This is a genomic window from Tsukamurella sp. 8F (assembly GCF_029167375.1).
In the GTDB taxonomy this organism is placed as follows: Bacteria; Actinomycetota; Actinomycetes; order Mycobacteriales; family Mycobacteriaceae; genus Tsukamurella.
This window is the reverse complement of record NZ_JARFTP010000008.1, coordinates 18,482-42,404: the sequence shown is the minus strand read 5'-3', so window position 1 is coordinate 42,404 and position 23,923 is coordinate 18,482. Positions and strand designations below refer to the sequence as shown.

General features: G+C 69.7%; 26 protein-coding genes. 16 read left to right on the top strand and 10 right to left on the bottom strand.

The genetic code is table 11. The annotated features are described in order from the left end of the window. Nucleotides 1-74 precede the first annotated feature (74 nt). From tatA to P0W64_RS08450, 3 genes are all read left to right on the top strand, one after another. Complete coding sequence (tatA, locus tag P0W64_RS08460; RefSeq protein ID WP_275479643.1) at nt 75-341, top strand: Sec-independent protein translocase subunit TatA; 267 nt, start codon at nt 75-77, stop codon at nt 339-341. A gap of 60 nt (nt 342-401) precedes the next feature. Further along, a complete protein-coding gene (gene tatC / locus P0W64_RS08455; RefSeq protein WP_275479642.1) occupies nt 402-1,421 on the top strand; it encodes a twin-arginine translocase subunit TatC in 1,020 nt (339 codons plus the stop codon). A gap of 66 nt (nt 1,422-1,487) precedes the next feature. After that, nucleotides 1,488-4,226, top strand: coding sequence for a DEAD/DEAH box helicase (locus P0W64_RS08450; RefSeq protein ID WP_275479641.1), 2,739 nt, complete (start codon nt 1,488-1,490; stop codon nt 4,224-4,226). Nucleotides 4,227-4,263: 37 nt separating this feature from the next. On the opposite strand, the gene P0W64_RS08445 is transcribed toward P0W64_RS08450, so the two are convergent. Continuing rightward, nucleotides 4,264-5,673, bottom strand: a complete 1,410-nt coding sequence (locus P0W64_RS08445; RefSeq protein WP_275479640.1) for an aldehyde dehydrogenase family protein — start codon at nt 5,671-5,673, stop codon at nt 4,264-4,266. Between the two features lie 143 nt (nt 5,674-5,816). Beyond that, the gene (locus P0W64_RS08440) at nt 5,817-5,951 is read right to left on the bottom strand and encodes a hypothetical protein (protein ID WP_275479639.1); all 135 of its coding nucleotides are present in this window, start codon (nt 5,949-5,951) and stop codon (nt 5,817-5,819) included. Between the two features lie 88 nt (nt 5,952-6,039). Here P0W64_RS08440 and P0W64_RS08435 point away from each other — a divergent pair, with 88 nt between their 5' ends. Then, a complete protein-coding gene (locus P0W64_RS08435) occupies nt 6,040-6,852 on the top strand; it encodes a DUF4333 domain-containing protein (RefSeq protein WP_275479638.1) in 813 nt (270 codons plus the stop codon). A 9-nt stretch (nt 6,853-6,861) separates the two neighbouring features. Here the strand turns inward: P0W64_RS08435 and P0W64_RS08430 are convergent, their stop codons facing one another. After that, the gene (locus P0W64_RS08430) at nt 6,862-7,791 is read right to left on the bottom strand and encodes a 5'-3' exonuclease H3TH domain-containing protein (protein WP_275479749.1); all 930 of its coding nucleotides are present in this window, start codon (nt 7,789-7,791) and stop codon (nt 6,862-6,864) included. A 53-nt stretch (nt 7,792-7,844) separates the two neighbouring features. On the opposite strand from P0W64_RS08430, the gene P0W64_RS08425 reads away from it, so the two are divergent. Further along, nucleotides 7,845-8,984, top strand: coding sequence for a Xaa-Pro peptidase family protein (locus tag P0W64_RS08425; RefSeq protein WP_275479637.1), 1,140 nt, complete (start codon nt 7,845-7,847; stop codon nt 8,982-8,984). Between the two features lie 43 nt (nt 8,985-9,027). Beyond that, nucleotides 9,028-10,461 (top strand): sugar porter family MFS transporter, encoded by a 1,434-nt coding sequence (locus P0W64_RS08420; protein WP_275479636.1) that lies wholly within the window; start codon nt 9,028-9,030, stop codon nt 10,459-10,461. 22 nt (nt 10,462-10,483) lie between these two features. Here P0W64_RS08420 and P0W64_RS08415 read toward each other — a convergent pair whose 3' ends face one another. After that, complete coding sequence (locus P0W64_RS08415) at nt 10,484-10,945, bottom strand: nuclear transport factor 2 family protein (protein WP_275479748.1); 462 nt, start codon at nt 10,943-10,945, stop codon at nt 10,484-10,486. Between the two features lie 92 nt (nt 10,946-11,037). Here P0W64_RS08415 and P0W64_RS08410 point away from each other — a divergent pair, with 92 nt between their 5' ends. Continuing rightward, complete coding sequence (locus P0W64_RS08410) at nt 11,038-11,610, top strand: TetR/AcrR family transcriptional regulator (RefSeq protein ID WP_275479635.1); 573 nt, start codon at nt 11,038-11,040, stop codon at nt 11,608-11,610. 89 nt (nt 11,611-11,699) lie between these two features. Here the strand turns inward: P0W64_RS08410 and P0W64_RS08405 are convergent, their stop codons facing one another. Continuing rightward, a complete protein-coding gene (locus P0W64_RS08405) occupies nt 11,700-12,104 on the bottom strand; it encodes a TIGR03618 family F420-dependent PPOX class oxidoreductase (RefSeq protein WP_275479634.1) in 405 nt (134 codons plus the stop codon). A gap of 41 nt (nt 12,105-12,145) precedes the next feature. Here P0W64_RS08405 and P0W64_RS08400 point away from each other — a divergent pair, with 41 nt between their 5' ends. Genes P0W64_RS08400 through P0W64_RS08385 form a run of 4 tightly spaced genes read left to right on the top strand, consistent with a single transcriptional unit; the run spans nt 12,146 to nt 15,553 of the window. Beyond that, nucleotides 12,146-12,931: an SDR family NAD(P)-dependent oxidoreductase gene (locus tag P0W64_RS08400; RefSeq protein ID WP_275479633.1), complete on the top strand. Its 786-nt coding sequence runs from the start codon at nt 12,146-12,148 to the stop codon at nt 12,929-12,931. Continuing rightward, nucleotides 12,928-14,049 carry a precorrin-6y C5,15-methyltransferase (decarboxylating) subunit CbiE gene (gene cbiE / locus P0W64_RS08395; protein ID WP_275479632.1) on the top strand — a complete coding sequence of 374 codons (1,122 nt, stop codon included), beginning with the start codon at nt 12,928-12,930 and terminating at the stop codon, nt 14,047-14,049. Before P0W64_RS08400 ends, cbiE begins: the two co-directional genes overlap by 4 nt. Further along, nucleotides 14,046-14,798: a precorrin-4 C(11)-methyltransferase gene (gene cobM, locus P0W64_RS08390; protein ID WP_275479747.1), complete on the top strand. Its 753-nt coding sequence runs from the start codon at nt 14,046-14,048 to the stop codon at nt 14,796-14,798. Before cbiE ends, cobM begins: the two co-directional genes overlap by 4 nt. Further along, nucleotides 14,795-15,553, top strand: a complete 759-nt coding sequence (locus P0W64_RS08385) for a cobalt-precorrin-6A reductase (RefSeq protein ID WP_275479631.1) — start codon at nt 14,795-14,797, stop codon at nt 15,551-15,553. Before cobM ends, P0W64_RS08385 begins: the two co-directional genes overlap by 4 nt. Here the strand turns inward: P0W64_RS08385 and P0W64_RS08380 are convergent. Then, nucleotides 15,528-16,388 (bottom strand): SAM-dependent methyltransferase, encoded by an 861-nt coding sequence (locus P0W64_RS08380; RefSeq protein ID WP_275479630.1) that lies wholly within the window; start codon nt 16,386-16,388, stop codon nt 15,528-15,530. The genes P0W64_RS08385 and P0W64_RS08380 overlap by 26 nt on opposite strands. An 89-nt stretch (nt 16,389-16,477) precedes the next feature. On the opposite strand from P0W64_RS08380, the gene P0W64_RS08375 reads away from it, so the two are divergent. Genes P0W64_RS08375 through P0W64_RS08360 form a run of 4 tightly spaced genes read left to right on the top strand, consistent with a single transcriptional unit; the run spans nt 16,478 to nt 18,843 of the window. Next, nucleotides 16,478-17,065, top strand: a complete 588-nt coding sequence (locus P0W64_RS08375; RefSeq protein ID WP_275479629.1) for a TetR family transcriptional regulator — start codon at nt 16,478-16,480, stop codon at nt 17,063-17,065. A gap of 18 nt (nt 17,066-17,083) precedes the next feature. Then, nucleotides 17,084-17,431: a hypothetical protein gene (locus tag P0W64_RS08370; RefSeq protein ID WP_275479628.1), complete on the top strand. Its 348-nt coding sequence runs from the start codon at nt 17,084-17,086 to the stop codon at nt 17,429-17,431. Continuing rightward, nucleotides 17,428-18,228: a metallophosphoesterase gene (locus tag P0W64_RS08365; RefSeq protein ID WP_275479627.1), complete on the top strand. Its 801-nt coding sequence runs from the start codon at nt 17,428-17,430 to the stop codon at nt 18,226-18,228. Before P0W64_RS08370 ends, P0W64_RS08365 begins: the two co-directional genes overlap by 4 nt. Nucleotides 18,229-18,252: 24 nt before the next feature. Continuing rightward, nucleotides 18,253-18,843, top strand: coding sequence for a cysteine hydrolase (locus tag P0W64_RS08360; protein WP_275479626.1), 591 nt, complete (start codon nt 18,253-18,255; stop codon nt 18,841-18,843). A gap of 46 nt (nt 18,844-18,889) precedes the next feature. Here P0W64_RS08360 and P0W64_RS08355 read toward each other — a convergent pair whose 3' ends face one another. From P0W64_RS08355 to P0W64_RS08340, 4 genes are read right to left on the bottom strand one after another with little or no spacing between them, the layout of a single operon-like run. Beyond that, nucleotides 18,890-20,362 (bottom strand): precorrin-2 C(20)-methyltransferase, encoded by a 1,473-nt coding sequence (locus P0W64_RS08355; protein WP_275479625.1) that lies wholly within the window; start codon nt 20,360-20,362, stop codon nt 18,890-18,892. After that, on the bottom strand, nt 20,359-20,994 hold the full coding sequence (locus P0W64_RS08350) for a precorrin-8X methylmutase (protein WP_275479624.1): 636 nt from the start codon (nt 20,992-20,994) through the stop codon (nt 20,359-20,361). The genes P0W64_RS08355 and P0W64_RS08350 overlap by 4 nt, the downstream gene beginning before the upstream one ends. A 9-nt stretch (nt 20,995-21,003) precedes the next feature. After that, a complete protein-coding gene (locus P0W64_RS08345; protein ID WP_275479623.1) occupies nt 21,004-22,050 on the bottom strand; it encodes a precorrin-3B synthase in 1,047 nt (348 codons plus the stop codon). Nucleotides 22,051-22,055: 5 nt separating this feature from the next. Beyond that, nucleotides 22,056-23,117, bottom strand: a complete 1,062-nt coding sequence (locus P0W64_RS08340; protein ID WP_275479622.1) for a beta-ketoacyl-ACP synthase III — start codon at nt 23,115-23,117, stop codon at nt 22,056-22,058. Nucleotides 23,118-23,315: 198 nt separating this feature from the next. Here P0W64_RS08340 and P0W64_RS08335 point away from each other — a divergent pair, with 198 nt between their 5' ends. Then, complete coding sequence (locus P0W64_RS08335; RefSeq protein ID WP_275479621.1) at nt 23,316-23,894, top strand: TetR/AcrR family transcriptional regulator; 579 nt, start codon at nt 23,316-23,318, stop codon at nt 23,892-23,894. The last annotated feature ends 29 nt before the right edge of the window (nt 23,895-23,923 follow it).

Below are 23,923 nucleotides of genomic sequence, written 5' to 3'. Positions count from 1 at the left end.
ATCGCGCAGCGCGACCCTCCGGTGCCGTCGGGTATGCTCGAAACCGTCCGCTGTTCCACTCTTGAAAGGGCATCATGGGCGCACTTCAGCCGTGGCACATCATCGTCGTGTTGGTGGTCGCAGTGATCATCTTCGGCTCCAAGAAGCTCCCGGACGCCGCACGCGGCCTCGGTCGCTCCATGCGCATCTTCAAGTCGGAGATCAACGAGATGAAGAACGACGGCCAGTCCGAGGCCCCGACGCCGCAGCAGATCGCCGCGAAGTCGGAGTCCGCCGACTCCGTGACCGTCGATCCACTCGCGAAGCCGACCCCCACCGACCCCGGCCGCCAGTCGGCCTGATCGCACGCATGAACGCGCCCGCCTGAGCGGGTGCGTTCCGTTGTGCCTCTACTGCGATCCGTGCGTATCCCTCTCGACCCGCGCCGCCGCCGGGGAAAGGTCAACCCCGACGGCTCGATGACCATCGTCGAGCATCTCTACGAGCTGCGCCACCGGCTGATCTTCGCCCTGCTGTTCGTGTTCCTGGGCGCGCTCGTCGGCTTCTTCTGGTACACCCACCGCGTCGGCCCGATCGAGTCCCTAGGTGAGTTGATCCGCGGCCCGTACTGCTCGCTCCCCGCGCACATGCGCGCCGACCTGACCGGCGACGGCGAATGCCGTCTGCTGGCCACGGGCGTGTTCGACCAGTTCATGCTGCGCCTCAAGGTCGGAATCACCGCGGGCGTGATCCTGGCATCACCGTTCTGGTTCTACCAGCTGTGGGCGTTCATCGTTCCCGGGCTGCACAAGCACGAGCGGCGCTATGCGTACTGGTTCGTCACCGTCGCCGCCGGGCTGTTCATCGCGGGCTCAGTACTCGCGTACTTCGTGGTGGCACACGCGTTCTCGTTCCTGCTGTCGGTCGGCAGCGAGGTCCAGGTGACCGCCCTGTCCGGCAAGGAGTACTTCTCGTTCCTGCTCAATCTGCTGGTCATCTTCGGCTTCAGTTTCGAGGTGCCGCTGCTCATCCTCGCCCTCAACCTGGTCGGCGTCCTGCCCTATTCACGCCTCAAGAAGTGGCGCCGGGGCATCATGTTCGCGCTCGTGGTGTTCGCCGCCGTCGCGAACCCGGCGTCGGACCCGTTCTCGATGATCGCCCTAGCCGCCGCGTTGATCGTTCTGTTCGAGATCGCAGTGCAGATCGCGCGTGTCCACGACCGGCGCAAGGGTGTAGGCCGCGAGGACTGGAGCGAGTTGCCCGATGACGAGGCATCGCCCACGGTCACCGGGTCGGGCGCCGTCGCGCCTGCGTCGTCGGTGGCCTCACCTGCGCCGGTCGGCGGGTCGGGTCAGGTCAGCGCTTCACACCACGTCGGCGCTCCAGCGCCCGTCCGGCGTGAGCCGCTGCGCAAGAGCACCGACTTCGACGACATCCTGTGAGCATGCGAGCAGGATGCGGAGGGCAGAGCCTGTGAGCGTGCGAGCGGGATGCGGAGGGCAGAGCCTGTGACCGCGCTCGACGAGTTCCGCCAGCTTCTGACGTTCCGGCTGGATCCGTTCCAGGTATCGGCGTGCGAGGCCCTCGAAGCCGGGCGCGGCGTGCTCGTGTGCGCTCCGACCGGCGCGGGAAAGACGGTCGTCGGCGAGTTCGCCGTGCACCTCGCGCTCGCGGGCGGCACGAAATGCTTCTACACCACCCCGATCAAGGCCCTGTCCAACCAGAAACATGCCGAACTGGTCGCGCGCTACGGGCGCGACAAGGTCGGCCTGCTCACCGGCGACGTCTCACTCAACTCGTCCGCCCCCGTGGTCGTGATGACCACCGAGGTCCTGCGCAACATGCTCTACGCCGACTCCCCGGCGCTTGCCGCGCTCTCGCACGTCGTCATGGACGAGGTGCATTACCTCGCCGACCGCTTTCGAGGCGCAGTGTGGGAGGAGGTGATCCTGCACCTGCCAACGAATGTCCGGCTGGTCAGCCTGTCGGCGACCGTGTCGAACGCCGAGGAGTTCGGCGCGTGGATCACCGAGGTCCGCGGCGACACCACGGTCATCGTCGACGAGGAGCGCCCGGTCCCGCTGTGGCAGCACATGTTGGTCGGGCGGCGGCTGTACGACCTGTTCGATGTCAAGGCACTGGCCGCGAGCGGGGGCCGGGGCACGCCGGTGCTCGATGAAGCCCTGGTGCGCCAGGTCAAGCAGCGCGAGGCCCTCGATCGGGGCATAGATCCGTCCGAGCTGCGCGGCCGCGGTCGCGGCGGCCGCCGCAGTCGGCCGCCGCAACACCGCCGGCCGATCCCGCGTCCCGACGTGATCGCGTTGCTCGAGTCGGAGGGACTGCTGCCGGCGATCACTTTCGTGTTCTCGCGTGCGGGCTGCGACGGTGCGCTCGTGCAGTGCCTGCGCTCGCCGGTCACGCTGACGACGCGGGAACAGGCCGACGAGATCGGCGCGATCATCGACAGACACGTCGCGGAATTCGCCCTCGGCGATCTGGAGTTGTTGGGCTACCACGACTTCCGCGAGGCGGCCGAGCGCGGCTTCGCGGCGCATCACGCGGGGATGCTGCCCGCCTTCCGGCACGCAGTCGAGGAGTTGTTCGTCAAGGGGCTCGTGCGTGCCGTCTTCGCGACCGAGACGCTCGCGCTCGGTATCAACATGCCCGCGCGGACCGTCGTGCTGGAGCGACTGGTGAAGTTCAACGGCGAGGCACATCTCGAGCTCACCCCGGGCGAGTACACGCAGCTGACCGGCCGCGCCGGGCGACGCGGCATCGACGTCGAGGGCCATGCGGTCGTGCTGTGGCAGCCGGGTGTACGACCGCAGGAGGTCGCCGGGCTCGCGGGCGCCCGGACCTTCCCGCTGATCAGCTCTTTCTCGCCCGGTTACAACATGTCGATCAACCTGCTCTCGCGGCTCGGCCGCGAGGGCGCGCAGCGCCTGCTCGAGGCGAGCTTCGCGCAGTTCCAGGCGGATCGTTCCGTCGTCGGCACCGCGCGCCGCATCGAACGCAACGAGCGCGAGCTCGCTGGGTTGCGTGGCGAGATCGAGAACGCAGCCGGCGGCGCCGACTACGTGGAGTACACGAAGCTGCGAGAGGCCGTACGTGCCCGCGAGCGCACGCTGCGCCGCGACTTCCTGGCGGACCGCCGCGACGTGACCGAGGACGCGCTCTCGGGTCTACGCCGGGGCGACGTCGTGGCCGTGACGGGTGGCCGCCGACGAGGCCTCGCCGTCGTCGTCGACCCGGCCCGGGACAGCCGCGACCCCAAGCCCGTAGTCGTCACCGAGCACGCGTGGTCCGGACGGGTGTCGGCCGCGGACTTCGTGTCGGAGGTCGACGTTCTGGGAACCATCCGCATCGGCAAGGGCGCGGACTTCCGGTCCGGGCGCGGTAAGCGTGACCTGGCATCGACGCTCCGCAACTCCGGCATCGATGCCCCCCGGCAAAGGGCCAGGGCCAAGCGACCCGCTGCTACCGACGGCGAGCTGGCGGACCTCAAGGCCAGGCTGCGGGAGCACCCCGCGCACAGCGCCGAGAAGGCACCCGGCCTGGACCGCCTCGCCGAGCGCTACGCGCGCCTGCACCGCGAGACCGAGTCGCAGCGGGCTACCGTCCGCGCGACGACGAATTCCCTCGCCGTGACGTTCGCGCGCATCGTCGCCCTGCTCGCGGAGCGCGGGTACCTCGAGGAGGAGCAGGGCGAGCTCGTCCCGACGCCCGCCGGCATCCGGCTCGGGCGCCTGTACAGCGAGTCGGATCTGCTGCTCGCCGAGTCACTCGACGATGGCGTGCTGGACGGGCTGTCGCCGGCGGAGCTGGCGGCGGTCGTCTCTGCGCTGGTGTTCGAGTCCCGCGGCGATCGCGGCGGAGCGATCCTGACCGGCGAGAGCGTGCCATCGGCGGTGCGGAATGCGATCCGCGAGATCGCCGATCAGTGGGCCGAGCTGCGCGAGGCCGAGACACAGCACAAGCTCGCGGTGTCCCGAGAGCCGGACGTCGGCTTCGTGGGACCCATGTACCAGTGGGCTTCGGGCGGCACGCTCGCGGCGACGCTGGTCGCGGCCGGGGAGCGCGGGCAACCGCTGTCCGCCGGCGACTTCGTGCGTTGGTGTCGCCAGGTCATCGACCTGCTCGACCAGATCCATGTCGTATGCCGCGAATCCGATCCAGGTCTCGCCACGCGTGCGGGCACCGCCGTCGGTCTTGTGCGCCGCGGCGTCGTCGCGCTAGACGCGAACTAGGGCTCCGCCGCCTCCTGCTGCTCCGATGCTCGTCGGCCTAGCCGTTTATCACCTGCGGCACGGCCACGGCCTTGAGCCCGTCGACGCCGAACTCGACGCCGTAGCCCGAGTTCTTGATCCCGCCGAAGGGTACGAACGGGTTGACCATGCCGTGCTGGTTGATCCAGACGGTGCCCGTCTGGATTCGGGCCGCGACGGCGCGGGCCTTCTCGCGATCGGCGGACCACACCGAGCCGCCCAGACCGACGCCCACGCTGTTTGCCTGCTCGACCGCGTCGTCGACATCGCGGTACTTGATGATCGGCAGCGCGGGCCCGAACTGCTCTTCGGTCACAAGCGGCCGCTCGGGGTCGATGTCGGCCACCAGAGTCGCAGGGTAGAAGTTGCCGGGGGCGTCGCGGTCGGGGTCGCCGCCGAGTAGCACTCGGGCACCGGATTCCTTGGCGTCCTCCACGAGGCGGTCGACGATGCCGAACTGTTGCGGGGTGGTGAGGGGCCCGAGCTGGACGCCCTCGTCGATCCCGTGCCCGACGGTGGCGGCCTTCGCCACCTCGACGAGCGCATCGCAGACCGCGTCGTACACATCCTCGTGCACGTACAGCCGCTTGAGGGCGGCGCAGGTCTGGCCGGTGTTGATGAAGGCGCCCCAGAACAGTCCGGGCGCGATCGCGGCAGCATCCACGTCGGGGAGCACGATGCCGGCGTCGTTACCGCCCAGCTCGAGCGTCAATCGCGCGAGGTTGTCCGCCGCGGATCGTGCGATCGCCTTCCCCGTAGGAGTGGAGCCGGTGAACGTTATCTTCCCGAAGCCCCGGTGGCTCGAGAAGGCCGCGCCCAACTCGCGGCCACCGGACAGGACCTGTACGACCCCCTCGGGTAGCACCTGCCCCAGGATCGCGCCCAGCGCGAGCACACTCAACGGGGTGTACTCGCTGGGCTTCACGACGACCGTGTTGCCCATCCGCAGCGACGGGGCGATCTGCCAGATCGCGATCATGGCGGGCCAATTCCACGGGCCGATCGCACCGACGACGCCGACGGGCTTGTACTCGACTGTCGCGTAGGTCTCGCCGTCGTCGATCACGACCTCGGGCTTCAACTCGATGGACGCGGTGGCGCGCAGCCATGCCGCGCAAGCGCCCGCCTCGAAGCCCGCGCTCGGCGCCGGCCCGTCGAGCGGCTTACCCTGCTCGCGTGAGATGAGCTCGGCGAGCGCGTCCGCGGACCGCTCGACCGCGTCGGCGGCCTCCATGAGGAGCGCCGAGCGCTTGTCATGTCCGAGCGCCTCCCACGCCGGCTGCGCCGCCTTCGCAGCCTCGACGGCACGGTCCAGGTCCGCAGGGGTCCGCGACGGCGCGATCCCCACGACTTCGTCGGTCGCGGGATCGGTGCTGGCGTCGCCGTTCTCGGCGACGATCGCGGCGAGCAGGCTCTCGTAGGTCTCCATCGACCCTCCCAATCCAGGTGTGCGTTTCCAGGTGTAGCCGGTGTCACACCGAGTCTGCGCCCGGTCGGACACACGGCGGTTGGACATTCGCGCACGGAACTGCACATCGCGTGCACAACGCACACGATGCCGGGAGCGCCGGCCTACACCTCGCGTGCGATCCGGGATGCCGCGGCCATCAGCAGCGGCTCCACGAACGCCGTGTCGCGCGTCCCGATGCCGACGACGCCGATCGCGAACCGGTGACCCCCGCGTCTTCCATGGCTGACGTGCCGCATTGGGGTATGTTCGAGGCGATTGCAGGGTCCTAGGTGCCGCACGGGGGAGTGGGCGATGCCGGGGCCGGAGCCGGACGTGGAGGAGACCATGAGCAATCCGCAGGACCCCAACCAGTGGCAGCAGCAGGGCTGGCAGCAGTCCGACCCGAGCGATGCCGAGCCCACCCAGATCGGGCCGAACTACCAGGCCCAGCAGGGGCAGCCCCCCGAGCAGGGGCAGCAGCAGGGCCAGCCCGAGCAGGGCCAGGGGCCTGCCTACCCTGGCGAACAGACGGTGATCGGTCAGCAGTACCAGGGCGGTCAGTACGCCGGACAGCAGTTCCAGGGAGGTCAGCCCGGGCAGTACCCGGGCCAGCAGTATCAGCAACCGGGTCAGCAGCAGTACGGCTACCCCGGTCAGCAGTTCGGCGGTCAGCCGGGCGTACCGCAGCCCGGCCAGTTCGATCCGAATCAGCAGTACCAGTACCCGCCGCAGGGACAGTTCCCGCAGGGGCAGCAGTTCGGCACGGGCCAGTTCGACCCCAACCAGCCCGGCGGCTTCGGGTCGGCGACGGCCGCGCCGCAGGCAGGCGGGGGTAAGAAGAAGGGGCTCCTCTTCGGCGGCATCGGTGCCGGCCTGGTCGTCCTCGTCGCCATCGTGATCGGCGTCCTGTTCCTGACCGGAGTGCTGGGCGGTAAGAAGTTCGACAACGCCGCGGTGAACGACGGAGTCAAGAAGGTTCTCACGGAGCAGTACAACGCCTCCGACGTCTCGAAGGTCACCTGCAACACCGACGGTGTGAAGGTCAAGGAGGGCAACACCTTCGACTGTGCCGCGACCATCGGCGGCAAGGAACAGACCATCAAGGTCACGGTGAAGGACTCCAACGGCACGTACCAGGTCGGCGCGCCTGCGGCGTGACGCAGTCGCTCAGCGGAGGGCCGCGAGCAGCCGGTCCACCTGGGCCGTGATCCGCAGTTCCTCCGCGAGCGCCGCGAGGCGCTGCGGATCACGTGGCTCGGCCGGAAGGGCGTCGGGCCGGGACATCACGACTTCCGCGTCGCGGCGTACCCACACCACGTCCCACGCGGCGTCGAGGTAATCGCTCGACGCCACGAGCGCCGCCGCAACCCGTGCAGGCAGGGGCGAGGGCGACTGCGCTGCCGCCGCCCGAACCGCGGCGAGGGATCCGTACTGCAGCAACAGTTTCGAGGCCGTCTTCTCGCCGATCCCGGGGACTCCCGGCAGCCCGTCCGACGGGTCGCCGCGCAGCAGTGCCAGCTCCGCGTATGCGCGTCCCGCGCGCTCGGGTGGCAGACCGTACCTCGCGGCGACGTCGGCAGGCGTGTACATCTCCGCCTTGGCGATGCCCCGCCCGATGTAGAGGACCCGCACCCCGGGGGCGCCGTCGTCGGCGCACTGCAACAGATCCCTGTCACCGGACACGAGGACCACCGGGTCCACCGCCTCGCGTCCGGCAAGAGTGCCCAGCACGTCGTCGGCCTCCAGGCCCTCGGCACCGCCGGTGGCGATACCGATCGCGTCCAACACCTCGAGGATCATGTCGACCTGCGGAGACAGCGCATCCGGTACCTCCTCGGCGATTCCTCCCGCTGTATCGCCCGCCTCTTCGGCCACGCGGTGGGTCTTGTACGACGGAAGCAGCTCGACGCGGAATGCAGGCCGCCAGTCCAGATCCAGGCACGCGACGAGCCGTCCCGGGCGGTGGGTGGCGACCAGTTGCGCCGTCATGTCCAGGAAGCCCCGAACGGCGTTGATCGATCGCCCGTCATCCGTCGTCACCTTATCGGGGATCGCGTAGAAGGCACGGAACCACAGGCCCGCGGAGTCCAACAGCATCAGGGGCCGCACATCGGGATTCGCCACGCGCCCATCGTGACACAATCACGGATATGACCAGCTCTCTGTTCCCGCCGACCGTGTACGCCGACCGACTCCGCCGTGCTGCCGCCCTCGCCGGTGATGCCGGGACTCCACTCATCGTGACGCCGGGCGCAGATCTCGCATATCTGACGGGGATAAGGAGCGAGTCGTTCGAGCGATTGACCGCCCTCGTGATCACGCCTGCGGCGGTCACCGTCGTCGTACCCCGACTCGAGGTGGCGATCGTCGAAGCATCCGCGGTGCCCGACCTCCCCGGAGCGGGCCTCGACGTGCAGGTCCGGGACTGGGTCGACGGGGCCGACCCGTACGCGCTCGTCGGAGCCGCCCTCGACGGTGCCCTGCCCGGTCCCGGAGCCACCGTGGCCGTTGCGGACGCCATGCCCGCACTTCACCTGCTGCCCCTGGCGCAGGGATTGGGGCTGCAAGCGACGCTCGCGACCGACCTGCTGCGGCGACTGCGGATGCGCAAGGATGCCGCGGAGGTCATCGAGCTGCGCGCCGCCGGTGCCGCGATCGACCGCGTGCATGCGCGGATGAGCGAATTCCTCCGGGTAGGGCGCACCGAGCGCGAGGTGAGCGCCGATATCGCGGCCGCGATCGCCGAAGAGGGGCACACGCGAGCAGAATTCGTCATCGTCGGATCGGGCCCGCACGGCGCCGACCCGCACCACGAGGTATCCGACCGCGTGATCGAGGCCGGCGACGTGGTGGTGATCGACATAGGCGGCCCCGTGCCGTCGGGCTACAACTCCGACTCGACGCGCACGTATTCGATGGGCGCTCCGTCGCCGGCGATCGCCGAGAGTTACGCCGTACTCGAGCGGGCCCAGGCGGCCTCGGTCGCCGCGGTACGCCCGGGCGCGACAGCCGAGCAGATCGACGCCGCCGGCCGCGAGATCCTGGCGAGCGCCGGGCTCGCGGACCGCTTCGTGCACCGCACCGGCCACGGCATCGGACTGTCGGTCCACGAGGAGCCGTATATCGTGGCCGGCAACACGGATCCGGTCGAGCCCGGAATGGCGTTCTCGATCGAGCCCGGAATCTACTTCCGCGGTGAGTGGGGAGCGCGCATCGAGGACATAGTCGTCGTCACCGAAGACGGTTGCGAAGCAGTGAATTCGCGCCCGCATGGCCTAACGGTCCTGTAGTACTGAGCGAGGTCGTTCCTACCAGCGTCGAGAGGCTCGAATCATGGGCGAGGGAGTTTCCGTCGGCGGAGAGGGCTCCGTCTTCGGTGAGGACGAGGGCACGGGGCACGGTGTCGTCCGCATCGCGTCCGTCGCGGCGCTGGGCGGCCTCCTGTTCGGGTACGACAGCGCGGTCATCAACGGCGCGACCAAGGCGATCGAAGGTGAGTTCGGGGTGGCCGGCTACGGCCTCGGCCTCGCGGTCGCGTCGGCTCTGCTGGGCGCCGCTGTCGGCGCGTTGAACGCGGGTCGCGTCGCGGACCGGATCGGCCGCCTCCGGGTCATGCAGATCGCGGCGGTCCTGTTCCTGATCAGCGCCATCGGTGCCGCCTCGGCGTGGGACATCTGGTCGCTCGTGGTGTTTCGCGTGATCGGAGGTCTCGGCGTGGGCGTCGCCTCCGTCATCGCGCCCGCCTATATCGCCGAGACCTCGCCCGCGCGCATCCGTGGCCGTCTCGGTTCGCTGCAGCAACTCGCGATCGTCCTGGGCATCTTCGCGTCACTGCTCGTGGACTGGTTGCTCGCCTCCCTCGCCGGCGGTGCAGCCGAGGAGTTGTGGCTGGGCTGGCCGGCATGGCGCTGGATGTTCCTCATGATGGCGATCCCGGCCGTCGTGTACGGCGTCCTGTCGACGACGATCCCCGAGTCGCCCCGGTTCCTCGTTGCCCGCCACCGCATTCCGGAGGCCCGCAAGGTGCTCTCGTTGCTGCTCGGCGAGAAGAACCTCGAAGTCACCATCACGCGCATCGAGCAGACACTGGCCGGTGAGACCAAGCCGTCGTGGAAGGATCTCAAACGACCGAACGGAGGGATCTATCCGATCGTATGGGTGGGCCTCATCCTGTCGGTGCTGCAACAGGCGGTCGGCATCAACGTGATCTTCTACTACTCGAACGTGCTGTGGCAGGCGGTCGGCTTCAAGGAGTCGCAGTCCAACCAGATCAGCGTGTTCACATCGGTCGTGAACGTCGTGGTGACGGTCGTCGCGATCATGCTGGTGGACAAGGTCGGGCGTAAGCCGTTGCTGCTGGTGGGCTCGGCGGGCATGGCGGTCACCCTCGCGACGATGGCGATCTGCTTCGGCACCGCAGACGTCGGAGCCGACGGCAACCCCACCCTGCACGGTGCCTCCGGCCCCATCGCACTGGTCGCCGCCAATCTGTACGTGGTCTTCTTCGGTGTCAGTTGGGGCCCCGTGGTCTGGGTGCTGCTGGGCGAGATGTTCCCGAACCGCATCCGCGGTGCCGCGTTGTCCCTCGCGGCCGCCGGGCAGTGGGCGGCCAACTGGGTCGTGACGGTGACCTTCCCCAAGCTGTCCTCGACGCTCGGCCTCGCCTACGGCCTGTACACGGCGTTCGCGGTGATCTCGCTCTTCTTCGTCTTCCGCTTCGTGCACGAGACCAAGGGCCGGACTCTGGAGTCGATGGGCACCGACTGATCCCGCAGCGCAGCTGCGCCGCTCATTCGATCGGGATCACGACGCCACGTTCGTCGACGGGACGGGGGCCCCGGATCCGACGTTCGTGCTCGGCGATGGCCAGGTCATTGATGCTGGCCTCCCTCCGGGACATCAGGCCCGCGTCGTCGAACTCCCATAGTTCGTTCCCGTAACTCCGCCACCACTGCCCGTCCCGATCGTGCCACTCGTACTGGAATCGGACCGCCATGCGGTTTCCACGAAATCCCCAGAGGCTCTTTCGCAACGCATAATCCAGCTCGCGCTCCCACTTCGCGGTCAGGAACTCGACGATCTCGGAACGTCCGCGAACGAAGACGTCACGATTGCGCCAGATCGAGTCGGGCGTGTACGCACGGGACACGTGCTCGGGATCGCGGGTGTTCCATGCGTCTTCGGCGAGTTGAACCTTCTCCGCGGCGGTTTCCGGCGTGAAAGGTGGCAGCGGGGAGCGCAATTCGGTCACAGGCATTCCGATCGTGAATGGAGAACGGCCGTTCCCCAGTTGTCGACTACGCTAGAGAACACACGTTCTCAGAGTCAACAGGAGCGCCAGTCATGCCCACCCGGCTCAGTACCGACCGACAGGCGTCCGACCGCGAGCATCTGCTGGACACAGCCGAGTCGCTGATCTACACGCGGGGCGTTCGAGCCGTCGGGATGGACCGTCTTCGAGCCGAGTCCGGCATCCCGCTGAAGCGGATGTACTCGATGTTCCCCACGAAGGAGGACATCGTCGTCGCAGTGCTTCGTCGCAGGGACCGGCGATGGCGGGCGGATCTGGCCGCGTCCACGAGCCGAGCGGGTGACGGCACCGCCCGCGTCCTCGCGGTCTTCGATTGGCTCGCAGACCTCTTCCAGGCGCCCGACTTCCGCGGGTGCGTCTGGGTCAACGTCCATGGGGAGCTCGGATCGACGTCGCCGGCCGTACTCGAAGAGGTCCGCAGCCATAAGCGTGCCTTCCACGATCAGATCGTGGCGCTCGTCGACTCGAGCGATCCGGCCGTTGCCGAGGCGATCTATCTGCTTGCCGAGGGGGCGATAGTCACCGCCGGCATCGTCGGCGGTCCGGACGCGGCGCATGCTGCCCGTCACGCTGCCGGGCGCCTTCTCAGGACTCAGACTGCGTAGGGCGCACCTCTAGCCGATCGACAGCCGCCGGCCCGACGTCGGACGACGACGCCCCGTGCCGATAAGAGCGCTGTCACGCCCGGTAGCGATCAAGAAGCGCGGAGGGCGCGGGACTGCAACACCCGGGTCACGGTGAGTTCGATGACGACGCGGGTCGGGTTCTCGCGCGGGGTCCGATAGCGGACGGCGTGCCGGCGCTCCGCGTCCCGGACGGTCTCGGGGTCATCGAGTACCCGGGCCGTGCCCTCGAGAGTGATCCAGCGGGCGCCGTCGACCTGCGTCACGGCTGCGTAGCCACGGCGCCGGACGTTTCGTGCCTTGACGCTGCCGCCATCGGTGATCACTCGCACCGACCCGGCATCCGGGTCGTAGGTGAAGGCGATCGCGACGCTGTGCGGAGTCCCGTCACCGCGCAACGTCACGAGGCTGGCGACGTGGCGCTCGGTCACGAACTCGGCGGCGGCCGCGCCGAGCCCGGCTCTATCGGTAGGCACGCCCGCACCCTAACCGCACGGAGGATGGCTAGGGTGGGACGGTGCCCGAACAGCCGACGCCGGAAGGCGTCATCCTCGTGCTCGGCGGCCGCAGCGAGATCGGCGTCGAGGTCGCGCGGCGGATCTGCGTCCAACGCACCGTCGTGCTGGCGGCCCGCCGCTCCAACGATCTCACGGCCCAGCGCGAGGCACTCCTCGCCGACGGTGCCAGCGCCGTGGAGGCGGTCGAGTTCGACGCCGACGACACCGCCTCGCATGGTCCGATGCTGAGATCGATCGCGGAGCGGCACGGCCGGATAGGCGTCGCCGTCGTGGCCTTCGGAATCCTCGGGGACCAGGCCCGCGCCGAGGCGGACGCCGCACACGCCGTGCAGATCGCGCATACCGACTACGTCGCGCAGGTCTCCGTGCTCACCGAACTCGCGGTGATGCTCAAAGGCCAGGCCCTCGAGCGGGGGAGCCGCGGGGCGATCATCGCGTTCTCGTCGATCGCCGGCGTGCGTGTCCGTCGCGCCAACTACGTCTACGGCAGCGCGAAGGCCGGCCTCGACGGGTTCGTGCAGGGTTTCGCGGACGCGCTCGGGGGCACCGGCGTCCAGGTACTTCTGGCTCGGCCAGGATTCGTGATCGGGCAGATGACCAAGGAGCTCATGGAGTCCGGCGTCAAGCCCGCGCCGATGTCGTCTACACCGCAGCAGGTGGCCGACGCGACCGTGGCCGCGCTGGGCCGTCGCCGACGCGTCGTGTGGATTCCGGGCACCCTGCGGGGCGCCGCCGCGGTCATGCGCGTGTTGCCCCACCCCCTCTGGCGCAGGATGCCCCGATGACGGTGACGGTCGTCGGTATAGGTGCCGACGGCTGGCCGGGCCTGGCGGGTACCGCTCAGCGAGAGTTGCAGCGCGCCCGCATCGTCCATGGCGGGCCTCGGCAGCTGGCCCTCCTGACCGACGACGTGCGCGCCGCGCGCAGACCCTGGCCGACGCCTCTCCTGCCTGCGGTCGACGCCCTGCCCGACGGCGTCCACGTCCTCGCGAGCGGCGACCCCATGCTGCACGGAATCGGCGCCACACTCGCGCGGCGGCGCCCCGACCTCGAACTGAAGGTGCTACCGCATGTCTCCTCCGTGTCGCTCGCCTGCGCCCGGCTCGGATGGGCGGTGCAGGACGTCGCGATCGTCTCCGCCGTCGCGCGCGACGCCGCGCCACTGGTTCGCCACGTCCGCATGGGACAGAAGGTGTTGGTACTCAGCGAGTCCGGCGCCACACCTGCCGACGTGCGCTCGCTGCTCGACGAGGCTCGTGTCGCGGCCGATGTGACCGTGCTCGAGCGACTCGGCGCCGACGACGAGCGGATCGGTCGCGGCGACACCGCCGTCGACGATCTGAACGTCGTGGCCGTGGAACCCGCGACGCCACAGCCCTTCGAACTAGAGCACGACGGCCAGATCACTAAACCCGATGTCCGGGCACTCACGGTGGCGGCGCTCGAACCCGTTCCGGGACAGCGGATCTGGGATATCGGCGCCGGTTCGGGTTCGGTCGGTATCGCGTCCGCGGCGGTGCACGGAGCAGAGCTCATCGCCGTCGAGGCCCGCGCGGACCGCGCCGAGCGGGTCGTTCGCAACGCCGCGGCGGCCGGCGTGCGCGCGACGGTGGTCGTCGGCCGGGCACCGGAAGCCCTCGCAGGCCTCCCGGACCCCGGGGCGATATTCGTCGGGGGCGGGCTGACGAACGAGGTCGCCGAGACCTGCCTGGGCGCATTACCGGTGGGGGGCAGGCTCGTCGCAAACGTCGTCACGGTCGAGAATCAGGCTCTGGCGATCGAACTGCACAGGCGGTACGGCGGCACGCTGCGCCAGTATGTGGCATCGGATCTCACGCCCCTCGGTGCAGCGAACGCATGGTCACCGAGACGGCCCCTGGTGCAGTGGGCGGTCACCCGGTGACCGTCTACTTCATCGGAGCAGGCCCGGGTGCACCGGATCTGTTGACTCTGCGCGGCGCCGACACCCTCGCCCGGTGCGCGGTGTGCCTGTACGCGGGTTCACTGGTGCCGGGGGAGATGCTGGAGCGCTGCCCGGACGGAGCCGAGCTGATCGACACGGCGCGGATGCCGCTGGAGGACATCATCTCCCGCATCGAGGTCGCCCATCTGTCAGGGCTGGACGTGGCACGGCTGCACTCGGGCGACGTGTCGCTCTACTCGGCGTTCGCCGAGCAGGCGCGGCGACTGGACGCTCTGGGTGTCCCGTACGAGGTCGTCCCCGGAGTGCCCGCTTTCGCGGCCGCGGCCGCGTCGCTGGGACGCGAGCTGACGGTGCCGGAGGTGGGCCAGTCTCTACTGATCACTCGCGTATCCACGCTGTCGACGGACATGCCGCCGGGGGAGGACCTCGCGTCACTGGCGCGCACAGGCGTGACGCTCGCCTTGCATCTCGCCGCGCACCGCGCGGAAGCCCTCACGAACGACCTGGCCCCGCATTACGGCGTGGACTGCCCGGTCGCCGTCGTGGCATTCGCGTCACGCCCGGACGAGCGGGTGGTCCGCTGCCGACTCGGCGACCTTCCGGAACAGCTTGCGGCGGAGGGCATCACGAGGACGGCCGTGATCTTCGTCGGCAGGGTACTCGACGCAGAACAGTTCCCCGACAGCTACCTCTACTCGGCGGCCCGTACACGGGGGGCGACGCATTGACCCGCCCCGAGTCGATCAAGGTACTCGTTCTGGGCGGGACGGCCGAGGGACGCGAACTCGCCGGGCTGCTCGATGCCGAGCCGGGGTACGAGGTCGAAAGCTCCCTGGCGGGTCGCGTCACCAATCCGCGCCTGCCCCCTGGGCGTTCACGCATCGGCGGCTTCGGCGGAGCGGACGGGCTCGCAGACTACGTGCGGAGCGAGGGGATACGCGCACTGGTCGACGCCACCCACCCTTTCGCGGCGACGATCTCCCGCAACGTGGCCGAGGCGGCCGGAGCGTGCGACGTCCCGGTCGTGGCGGTGGTGCGCCCGCCGTGGCAGCCCGACCCCGCGGATACCTGGGAGCGGGTTCCCTCGGTCGCAGCTGCGGCGGCCGAACTCGACGCCCGGACAGCCGGTCGCGCCCTCCTCACGACGGGGCGGCAGGACGTGCACGAGTTCGCTCACCTGAACGCCTGGTGGTTCGTGATCCGGGTGGTCGATCCACCGTCCAAGGGGATGCCTCGCCGCCACGCCCTGCTGCTGGACAGAGGCCCCTATACGCTCGACGGGGAAACAGACCTGCTGAGCCGCAATAGGATCGATGTCCTGGTGACCAAGAACAGCGGCGGCGACCTGGTCTCCGCGAAGCTCACCGCGGCCCGCGAGCTGGGGGTCGATGTGGTCATGGTGGACCGCCCTCCGCGCCCCGACGGTGTCCGCTCGGTCGCCACCGCGGCCGAGGCTTTCACATGGCTGCGTGCACTGGGCTGACTGATACGACGGCGCTGTAGGGGACGTCGCCCGGCGCCCGGGGGTCGGGCTGTGGGCCGGCCGCCGCCTCGCGCACACCAGGCCCGTCTAGGCGCCCCAGCCGCACCGCCTCGACGAAGATCGAGTAGACATCGTCGACCTGCCATCCGCGCTGCTCGAAGAAGGCCACGCCGGTCGCGGGCAGGAACCGCCACGGTGACGCTTTGAGCAGCCCGGCATTGCGTTCGCGAACGACGGAGGCCACGCCCGCTGTGCTGAGATCGAACGACCACGTGGCAACGTCCGACCGGTGCAGGAGCAGTGTCAGCCGGTCGACGGCATCGGGGTCGAGATACATCAGCAGGCCCTCGGTGAGGACCGCGATGCGCCGGCCACTGAGCTCGTCCAGGAGCGCGCGCACGGCACTCTCGTCCGTCACGTCCAGGGCCCGGCGGTACAGCCGACATCGTGGGATCTCGTCGTCGAGCAGCCGCGCCTTCCCCTCCAGCAGCCCGGCGTCGTCCGCCTCGTACCAGTCCAGATGCCGCGGCAGGTCCAGCCGGTATGGCCTGGTGTCGAGCCCGGCGCCGAGGTTCACCACAGCGTCACAGCCGCCACGCAGTGCGGCCGCCACCGCGTTGTCGAGAAGCGCGGTACGCGTGACGACGAAGAACGCGTCGTCGCCGGCCGCCTGCTGCGCGCGACCGCGTCGAGCGATGTCGGCGCCGCGCACCCCGGCCAGGCGGTGCGCGAGCGGGTCGCGGAAAAGGGCGTCGGGCCGCGCCGTCTCCTCCGCCCGGAGCGCGGCGACCCACCGCGCGGTATCCGAGACGTGACGGATCGGTTCGGTGACCATGGGTGCTCCTTCGGGTCTGTGCCTCTACGTTCGTAGAGTCCTCTACAGTTATAGAGGAACCATGAGGCGGGAGGCCGACGATGCGAGATATGTCACGGCGGGAAGAGATCTGCGACGCAGTACTGGATCTTGCTGCGACAGGGGGCAACCGAGCGGTGACGCACCGTGCTGTCGACACCCGACTGCGCCTGTCCGCCGGGTCCACGTCCTACTACTACCGGACTCGCTCAGAGCTCCTGGCTGCGGCGATCGAGCACCTTGCGCGGGCATCGCGCGCAGCGAACGAAGAGGGACTCGCGGTCGCGGCCGGGCCGCTCACCGTCGACGGAGCCGCGCAACACATCGCTACCCAACTGGATCTGCTGGCGGGCTCGCGCCGCAGGGACGCGCTCGCACGGTATGCACTCGCGCCCGACGCCGTATCGGACCCCGCCCTGCACGCCGCACTCGCGACCTGCCTGTTCTCGCTACCGTCCGCGACGGGACTCCTAGAGGGACTGGGCGCTTCAGCCCCGGAGCGCGCGGCGGCAGATCTCCTAAGCCTCCTCGAGGGACTCCTGTTCGACCGGCTCTACGGGACGCGCTCGCTCCACGCGCCCGAGCCGGGAACGCGTGCGAGCAGGTCCGATCTCGAGACACCGATCGTCCGTTGGCTCACCGCACTCGCCGCGTCATAGGGACTACGCTCTGGCGTCATGCGACAACGCCCGTCGAGCGCCATACCGGCCGTCGTCCACGTGGACGCGCGGTTGGTGCTCGACGGTGCGCGCATCGCCGTCGAGTGGGCCGCGAGCCGTCCCGGCGCGAGCGCCGAGTTCGCGCACGCGCGAGTCTTCCTGATCGCCCAGGACGGCCGGCGGACCTACCTCGGCGTCGCGGACGGCTCGCCGGCTCGGTTCGCCGTCCCCGCATCGCTCCCGGCGGGCGAGTACCGCGTCGAACTGGATGCCTACAGCAGCGGGAGCTGGGGCGGCGGGCATCTCTCCGGGCGCGGGCTCAGCGAGCCGATCGGCGTCGGGCGGACTGCCGGAGGAGAGCGGTGAGCCGGGTCGCCGTCATGGGCGACGTGGCCGGGCATCTGACGGAGCTGCAGGTCGAGCTGAAACGTCTCGGCGCGCGCGATGACGTCCTGCCGGACGACCTGACGGTGGTTCAGGTCGGTGATCTGGTACATCGCGGACCGGACTCCGATGCGGTGATCGCGCTTGTGGACCACTACCTACGCAACCAACCCACGCAATGGGTGCAGCTGATCGGCAACCACGAGGCGCAGTACCTGCACGCCCCCGTGTTCCGCTGGCCACAGAGGCTCAGACGCCGCTCGGCGGCCACTCTCCGGCGCTGGGTGCACCACCGCTCCGCCCGCGCCGGAGTCGCGATCGTCACCGACAGCGAGCACCTACTGGTGACCCACGCGGGCGTGACCGAGGCGTTCTGGCGAGTCGCCCTCCGAGCGCCCGAGACAGCGGAGGAGGCGGCCGCAGCACTCAACGAGATGCTGGTGCTCCACGACGACCGGCTGTTCCGCCCCGGTGTCATGCTGGGCCGGCACGACCCGGCCGCCGGGCCGCTCTGGGCGCAGTCGCTCACGGAACTGGTCCCCGGCTGGCTGGCCGGCCGTCTCCCGTTCAGTCAGGTATACGGCCACTCCACAGTGAACGACTGGATCGACCCGGTGGGACTACCGCCCGCCATCGCGCACCGGATCACCTCGGACCACGCGTCCAAACACGAGATCATCACTCTCGACGGCGGGCGACTCATCGGCATAGATCCGGGCCACCACACCAATCCCGTGATCCCCTGGCGCTCCCTGGAACTGCAGGGTCACGTCGTGTGAGCCTGCGCAGGGCATTATCGACGGATGACGATCGATGCACGGCGCTCCGCAGTCCTGGCCCTGCACTGGCAGGTGAACGTGATCGAGCCCGACGGATTCTTCGGGCCCCTGCTCGCCGTCCCGGTGGCCGAGAGTGGGGTCGTGGCGCGTGCGATCCGGTTCCATGACGCTGCGGCTGCCGTCGGAACACCCTTGGCGTTCACCAGGTTCACGATTCCCGAGGGCGAGGGGGAGTTGGTACGCAATACCGGGTTCATGTGCGCGGTCGCCGACGCACAGGAGTCGTTCCGGCCGGACTCGGCCGGCACGGCGCTCATCGCCGGGATGACGAACCAGCCGAACGAGGTGTTCGACAACCAGAAGCTGTCGGGGCTGGCGGGAAACAGCGCCGACGAGTGGCTGCGCGGACGCGGCATCGACACCCTCTACCTGACCGGTGTGGCGACCGACCTCACGGTCGAGCAGACCGCCCGGCACGCGACGGATCTCGGATACACGGTCCACGTCGTGGAGGACTGCGTTGCCGCGGCCGACCCCGCGGCCCACGCCGCGTCGCTCGCGAATCTCGCGCTCACGACGGCGGGATCGCTCACCTCGACCGAAGTGCTCGGGTAGCGGCCCGGTCCATCCAGCCGCTCGCGGCGTTCTCCGATCGCGGAGCTCAGTACCGGCGGGGAGTATGGACGATGCGGCCGCCCGGGCGCTCGGTGACCAGAGTCCGGGACGACCCCACGATCAGCAGGCAGCGCATGTCGACGGTATCCGGATCAAGCTGTCCGAGCGTCGTCACGGTCACCTCTTCGACATCTGACCCGACGGCGCGCCCCACGACGACGGGGGTCTCGGCGGCGCGCACCGACAGCAATGCCTCGCGCGCCTTCTCCACCTGCCACCTTCGGGTCTTGGACGCCGGGTTGTACAGGGCCAGAGCGAGATCGGCCCCGGCGGCCGCGCGCAGCCTGGCCTCGATCACGTCCCACGGCTTGAGCTGGTCGGACAGCGAGATCACGGCGAAGTCGTGTCCCAGAGGGGCACCGACCCGGCTGGCCACGGCCTGTGCCGCGGTCATACCGGGCAGCACTCGCACGCGGACGCCCGCGAACTCGTCCGCGACTGCTACCTCGGCGACGGCCGATGCCATTGCGAACACGCCGGGATCGCCGGAGCTGACCACCGCCACGCGCCCCCCGCCGGCCGCGAGCTCCAATGCGTGCCTGGCCCGCTCGGACTCCACGCGGTTGTCCGAGGCGTGCACGCGCTGACCCGGCCGCGGATGCACCCGGTCGGTGTAGGTCTGGTAGCCGACGATGTCCGTGGCCAGGGCGAGCTCGCGACGGACCTCGCCGGTCGTCCAACCGGGATCTCCCGGGCCGAGGCCCAGCACCACGACCTCGCCTTCGCCGGAGAGACTCTCCGGCGCGTTGATCCTGCCCGGCACGAGCACGGTCGAGAAGTACGGGACGTTCCCGTCGACGTCCGTTACGCGCGCCACCCGCTCGTCCGGGCGCGACGCTCGCTCCACATACCAGGCGCCCTCGCGCCGGCCTGACGCCGCGAGGGCCGCGTCGACGGTTCCGAACGTCCGCCCCAGCTTCATGACCGCAGCCGCGTCCGTCTCGGCTAGACGACGGCGCAGTTCACCCTCGGGCAGGGTGCCCGGGAGCACGGTGAGCACCTCGTCGGCCTCTACGAGGGGCACGCCGGTCGCGGCCGCGGCGGCGCTGATCGACGTGACGCCCGGTACGACCACGCACTCGAACCTCGTACGCAACCGTTTGTGCATGTGCATGTACGAGCTGTAGAACATCGGGTCGCCCTCGGCCAGTAGCGCGACGTCGCGTCCCGCCTCGAGGTGCTCCGCGATGGAAGACGCTGCGGCCGCGTAGAAGTCGTCGAGCGCTCCGCGATAGCCGCGAGGGTGGTCCGTGGCCTCGACCGTCACGGGATACATCAGCCGCAACTCGTCGACGCCGCTCCGCAGGTAGGGCTCGGCCGCGGCGCGGGCGTTCGAACGGCCATGCCGCGCACAGTGATACGCGACCACATCGGCTTCGCTGATGAGCCGTGCGGCCTTCACCGTCACGAGTTCGGGATCGCCGGGGCCCACACCCACGCCCCACAGCACGCCGGTCACAGCTCCTCCTCCTGTGCGAGGGCGTTGAGTGCGGCCGCGCAGATGGCGCTGCCCCCACGACGCCCGCGCACCGTCACGTACTCGATACCCAGTCGAACCGCATCACGGCGCAGCGCATCCTTGGACTCGGCGGCGCCGACGAACCCCACGGGTGCACCGACGATCACCGCGGGCCTGGGGGCGCCGGCGGCGAGTAGATCGAGCAGATGGAACAGCGCGGTGGGAGCGTTGGCGATGGCCACCACCGCGCCGTCGAGGGCATCGCCCCACAGCTCGACCGCGGCGGCCGTTCGCGTGGTGCCGGATCGGGCCGCGAGTTCCGTGACGCGGGGATCGCCCAGCAGGCACCGCACGTCGTTGTCGGCGGGCAGGCGGCTACGCGTCACCCCGTGCTCGACCATTCGCACGTCGCACAGGATCGGCGCGCCCGCGGCCAGAGCGGAGCGGCCGGCTCCCACCGCGCCTGCGGAGATCTCGATGTCGGCGGCGAGATCGGTCTGGCCCGACGCGTGGATCATCCGGACCGCGACGTTCTCGGTGCTACCGGGAAACCTCGAGAGATCCGACTCCGCGCGGATCATGGCGAAGGATCGCCGGTATATCTCGGCGCCGTCGGTCAGGTACTCGTGCACGCGGCCACTCTATTCGGAGCCCACGACGACCAGATCGTGTGGACCCGGGGGTGCGCCGCAACCCCTGGCACAAGCCACGACGTGCACGCGCCCGCCGGGCCCGCCGTCAGCCAGCACCTCCGCGGCGCCGATGGCGTCCGCATCGGCGCGGGCGCAGCCCCGATTGCCGACGCACGCGGAGACCTGCAGCCAGGGCGACGATGCGTCGAAGATCAATCCCATGGGCGCCAGGACGCGCACGACGGTCTCGGCCGGGTCGTCGTCGAGATCGTGGACGCACACCGTTCGCCAGGGCGTGATCGTCACCGGGTGTTCGATGGCAGCCACGAACCGGGCGGTACGCCCGCCCAACCGGCCGAGGTGCGTTCCGGCGCCGAGCGTCACCCGGCCGTCGGACTGCGTCAACCAGCCGACCGGAGGCGCGGGTGGGTCGGGTACGTCTCGCTCGCCGACGACGACACCTCCGAGCTCGCGCGCGAGTGAGTCCGCCCCGCCGGGCATATCCCGGATACGCCAGGAGTCTTCGCGGACGTCGGCGAACACCGTTGCGGCCGCGAGCATCCCGTCGACGGTGCCGCGGAGGTTCGTCGGGCGACCGTCGAGGTAGAGCGCGTCGCCGCGTAGCTCGACGTCGGCGCCGAGGGCCGCGACGTCGCGGCATCCGTCGTCGAAGGCGAACAGGAAACGTCCTGGCAGGTCCGCGAGTGCGGTTGTGGCGCATAATCTCTCGTCGAACTCGCGCACCAGCGGACGGACGTCCGGGCCGCCGCCGATCCGCCCGGACAACGGGGAGGCCACGATGTTGCGGACCCGCTCGTGTGTCACCGAGGGCAGCAACCCGACCGTCTCGAGTCGCTCGCGCGCATCGGGAGCCGTAACGGCCCGGAGCTGGATGTTCCCGCGCGACGTGAGCTCGAGGTCTCCGTCGTCGCCCGCGAGGTCGGCGAGCGCCTCGAGCTGCGCGGGCTCGATCCGCCCGCCCGGGAGCCGGACCCGCAGCAGGGCGCCGTCCGCGGCGGCATGCGGCCGTAGCACCCCGGGGCAGGCGTCCTGCACCGCGGTCAGGCGTCCTGGTCGGAGACCGGCGGAAGCGTGACGACCTGGCCGGCGTACGCGAGACCCGAACCGAACGCCATGACAAGGGCACGCTGGCCCGGCTTGGCTTTGCCGCTGCGGATGAGTTCTTCCATCGCCAGGGGGATCGAAGCGGCGGATGTGTTGCCCGTGGTGACGATGTCCTCCGCGATCACGACGTCCTCGGGCAGCTCGAGCGCCTTGGTGAGGACCTGCGTGATGCGGATGTTGGCCTGGTGGGGGATGAACACCTCGATGTCCGACGCCTGCATGCCGGCCTTCGTGAGCGCCTCCTGGCACGCACCGAGGAGGAACGTCGCGCACCAGCGGAACACCTGGCGGCCCTCCATGCGGATGTACGGGCGCTCGGGGATATCGGCGCCGCCCCGCACCTCCTCGACCTCGTCGAAGAACGACGAGAAGTCCTTGTCCTGGTAGATCGCATTCGTGAAGTTGCCGTCGGCGCCCCACGACACCGCGCCGATCCCGACCTCCTCGGACGGACCGACCACCGCGGCACCCGCGCCGTCCGCGAAGATGAACGCGCAGGTCCGGTCGTGCTTGTCGACGAAATCGGAGAGCCGCTCGACGCCCACCACAAGCACGTTCCGCAGCGTGCCGCCGCGGATCAGGGAGTCGGCGTTGGCGAGCGCCGTGCTGAAGCCGGAACAGCCCGCCGTGATGTCGAAGGCGGCGATGTTGTTGCGTCCCAGCGCGAGCGCGACCTGGGGCGCCATCGACGGCCCGAACACCATGCGGGTGTTGGTCGCGATGATGACACCGTCGATCTGATCCGCCTCCATATCGGCGGCACGCAGCGCGTCCTTGGCGGCCTCGACGCTCATCATCAGGATGGTCTCGTCCTCGCCCGCGAAGCGGCGGGACTTGATACCCGACCGGGACTGGATCCATTCGTCGCTCGAGTCGATCGCGTCCACGATCTCCGCGTTCGGCACCTCGCGGCGCGGCCGGTACGCGCCGACGCCCAGAATCGCCGTGTGCTGCAGCTTCGGCGCGGGCGGTGCCGCGATCGCGGTGGCTCGTGTCATGGCGGGTGGATCTCCATCCTCGGCTCAGCAGTGTGGACCGGTCGGTTCAAGTAAGATGTACATGCTTAACATGAACCGACCGGTTCAAACAAGAACCGGTGATCGAGACCGTTCGCGCGTCGCCCATGCGACGCGCCCGCCGCGACGAGGGAGGCCGCGCACGCCATGGCGACTCGAGGGAGGCCCAAGCAGAGGCTCGTGAACACCGCGCTGACCCTGGTATCGCAGCACGGCTACGCGGATGCCGGTCTCGCCGAGCTCACCGCGCACAGTCGCGCGTCCCGTAACTCGCTGTATCAGCATTTCCCAGAGGGCAAAGCGGAGCTGATCGAGACCTCGACGGGGCTCGCGGGGCGCCGGCTGTCGCGATACATCGACGCAGCCACGTCCACAGGGGATCCGTACGCGTGGATCGACCGCTTCATCGAGCTGTGGAAGCGCGTGCTCGTCGCGTCCGACTATCAGACCGGCTGTCCGGTGTTGGCCGCCGCGCTGGCCGACGGAGCGCCGCGCGTGCAGAGCGCCGCGACCGCCGTATACGAGGAGTGCCAGCAGAAGGTGGCGACAGCACTGGTCCGCTCCGGAGCAGAGGAGGGCGCGGCGGGCGTCTTCGCGTCGATGTTGATGAGTGCGGTCGAGGGTGCGGTCGCGCGATCCCGCGCGGCGCGCGACATCTCGCCACTCGAGGACGTCCGCGACTCGGTACGGATCCTCCTCGACGCCATCCTCCGCAGCACCAGTGAGGCGGCCGAACAGCCGGGGAAGGCCGAAGGGTAACGCCGCGAAGGGTGCCCTCATCGGCCCGG

Excerpts from the sequence above, each read along its gene's own strand:
- tatA (WP_275479643.1), top strand. The coding sequence starts at position 75 with ATGGGCGCACTTCAGCCGTGGCACATCATCGTCGTGTTGGTGGTCGCA.
- P0W64_RS08445 (WP_275479640.1), bottom strand. The coding sequence starts at position 5,673 with ATGGAGACCTACGAGAGCCTGCTCGCCGCGATCGTCGCCGAGAACGGC.
- P0W64_RS08440 (WP_275479639.1), bottom strand. The coding sequence starts at position 5,951 with ATGCGGCACGTCAGCCATGGAAGACGCGGGGGTCACCGGTTCGCGATC.
- P0W64_RS08435 (WP_275479638.1), top strand. The coding sequence starts at position 6,040 with ATGAGCAATCCGCAGGACCCCAACCAGTGGCAGCAGCAGGGCTGGCAG.
- P0W64_RS08430 (WP_275479749.1), bottom strand. The coding sequence starts at position 7,791 with ATGCTGTTGGACTCCGCGGGCCTGTGGTTCCGTGCCTTCTACGCGATC.
- P0W64_RS08425 (WP_275479637.1), top strand. The coding sequence starts at position 7,845 with ATGACCAGCTCTCTGTTCCCGCCGACCGTGTACGCCGACCGACTCCGC.
- P0W64_RS08420 (WP_275479636.1), top strand. The coding sequence starts at position 9,028 with ATGGGCGAGGGAGTTTCCGTCGGCGGAGAGGGCTCCGTCTTCGGTGAG.
- P0W64_RS08410 (WP_275479635.1), top strand. The coding sequence starts at position 11,038 with ATGCCCACCCGGCTCAGTACCGACCGACAGGCGTCCGACCGCGAGCAT.
- cbiE (WP_275479632.1), top strand. The coding sequence starts at position 12,928 with ATGACGGTGACGGTCGTCGGTATAGGTGCCGACGGCTGGCCGGGCCTG.
- P0W64_RS08380 (WP_275479630.1), bottom strand. The coding sequence starts at position 16,388 with ATGGTCACCGAACCGATCCGTCACGTCTCGGATACCGCGCGGTGGGTC.
- P0W64_RS08375 (WP_275479629.1), top strand. The coding sequence starts at position 16,478 with ATGTCACGGCGGGAAGAGATCTGCGACGCAGTACTGGATCTTGCTGCG.
- P0W64_RS08370 (WP_275479628.1), top strand. The coding sequence starts at position 17,084 with ATGCGACAACGCCCGTCGAGCGCCATACCGGCCGTCGTCCACGTGGAC.
- P0W64_RS08360 (WP_275479626.1), top strand. The coding sequence starts at position 18,253 with ATGACGATCGATGCACGGCGCTCCGCAGTCCTGGCCCTGCACTGGCAG.
- P0W64_RS08340 (WP_275479622.1), bottom strand. The coding sequence starts at position 23,117 with ATGACACGAGCCACCGCGATCGCGGCACCGCCCGCGCCGAAGCTGCAG.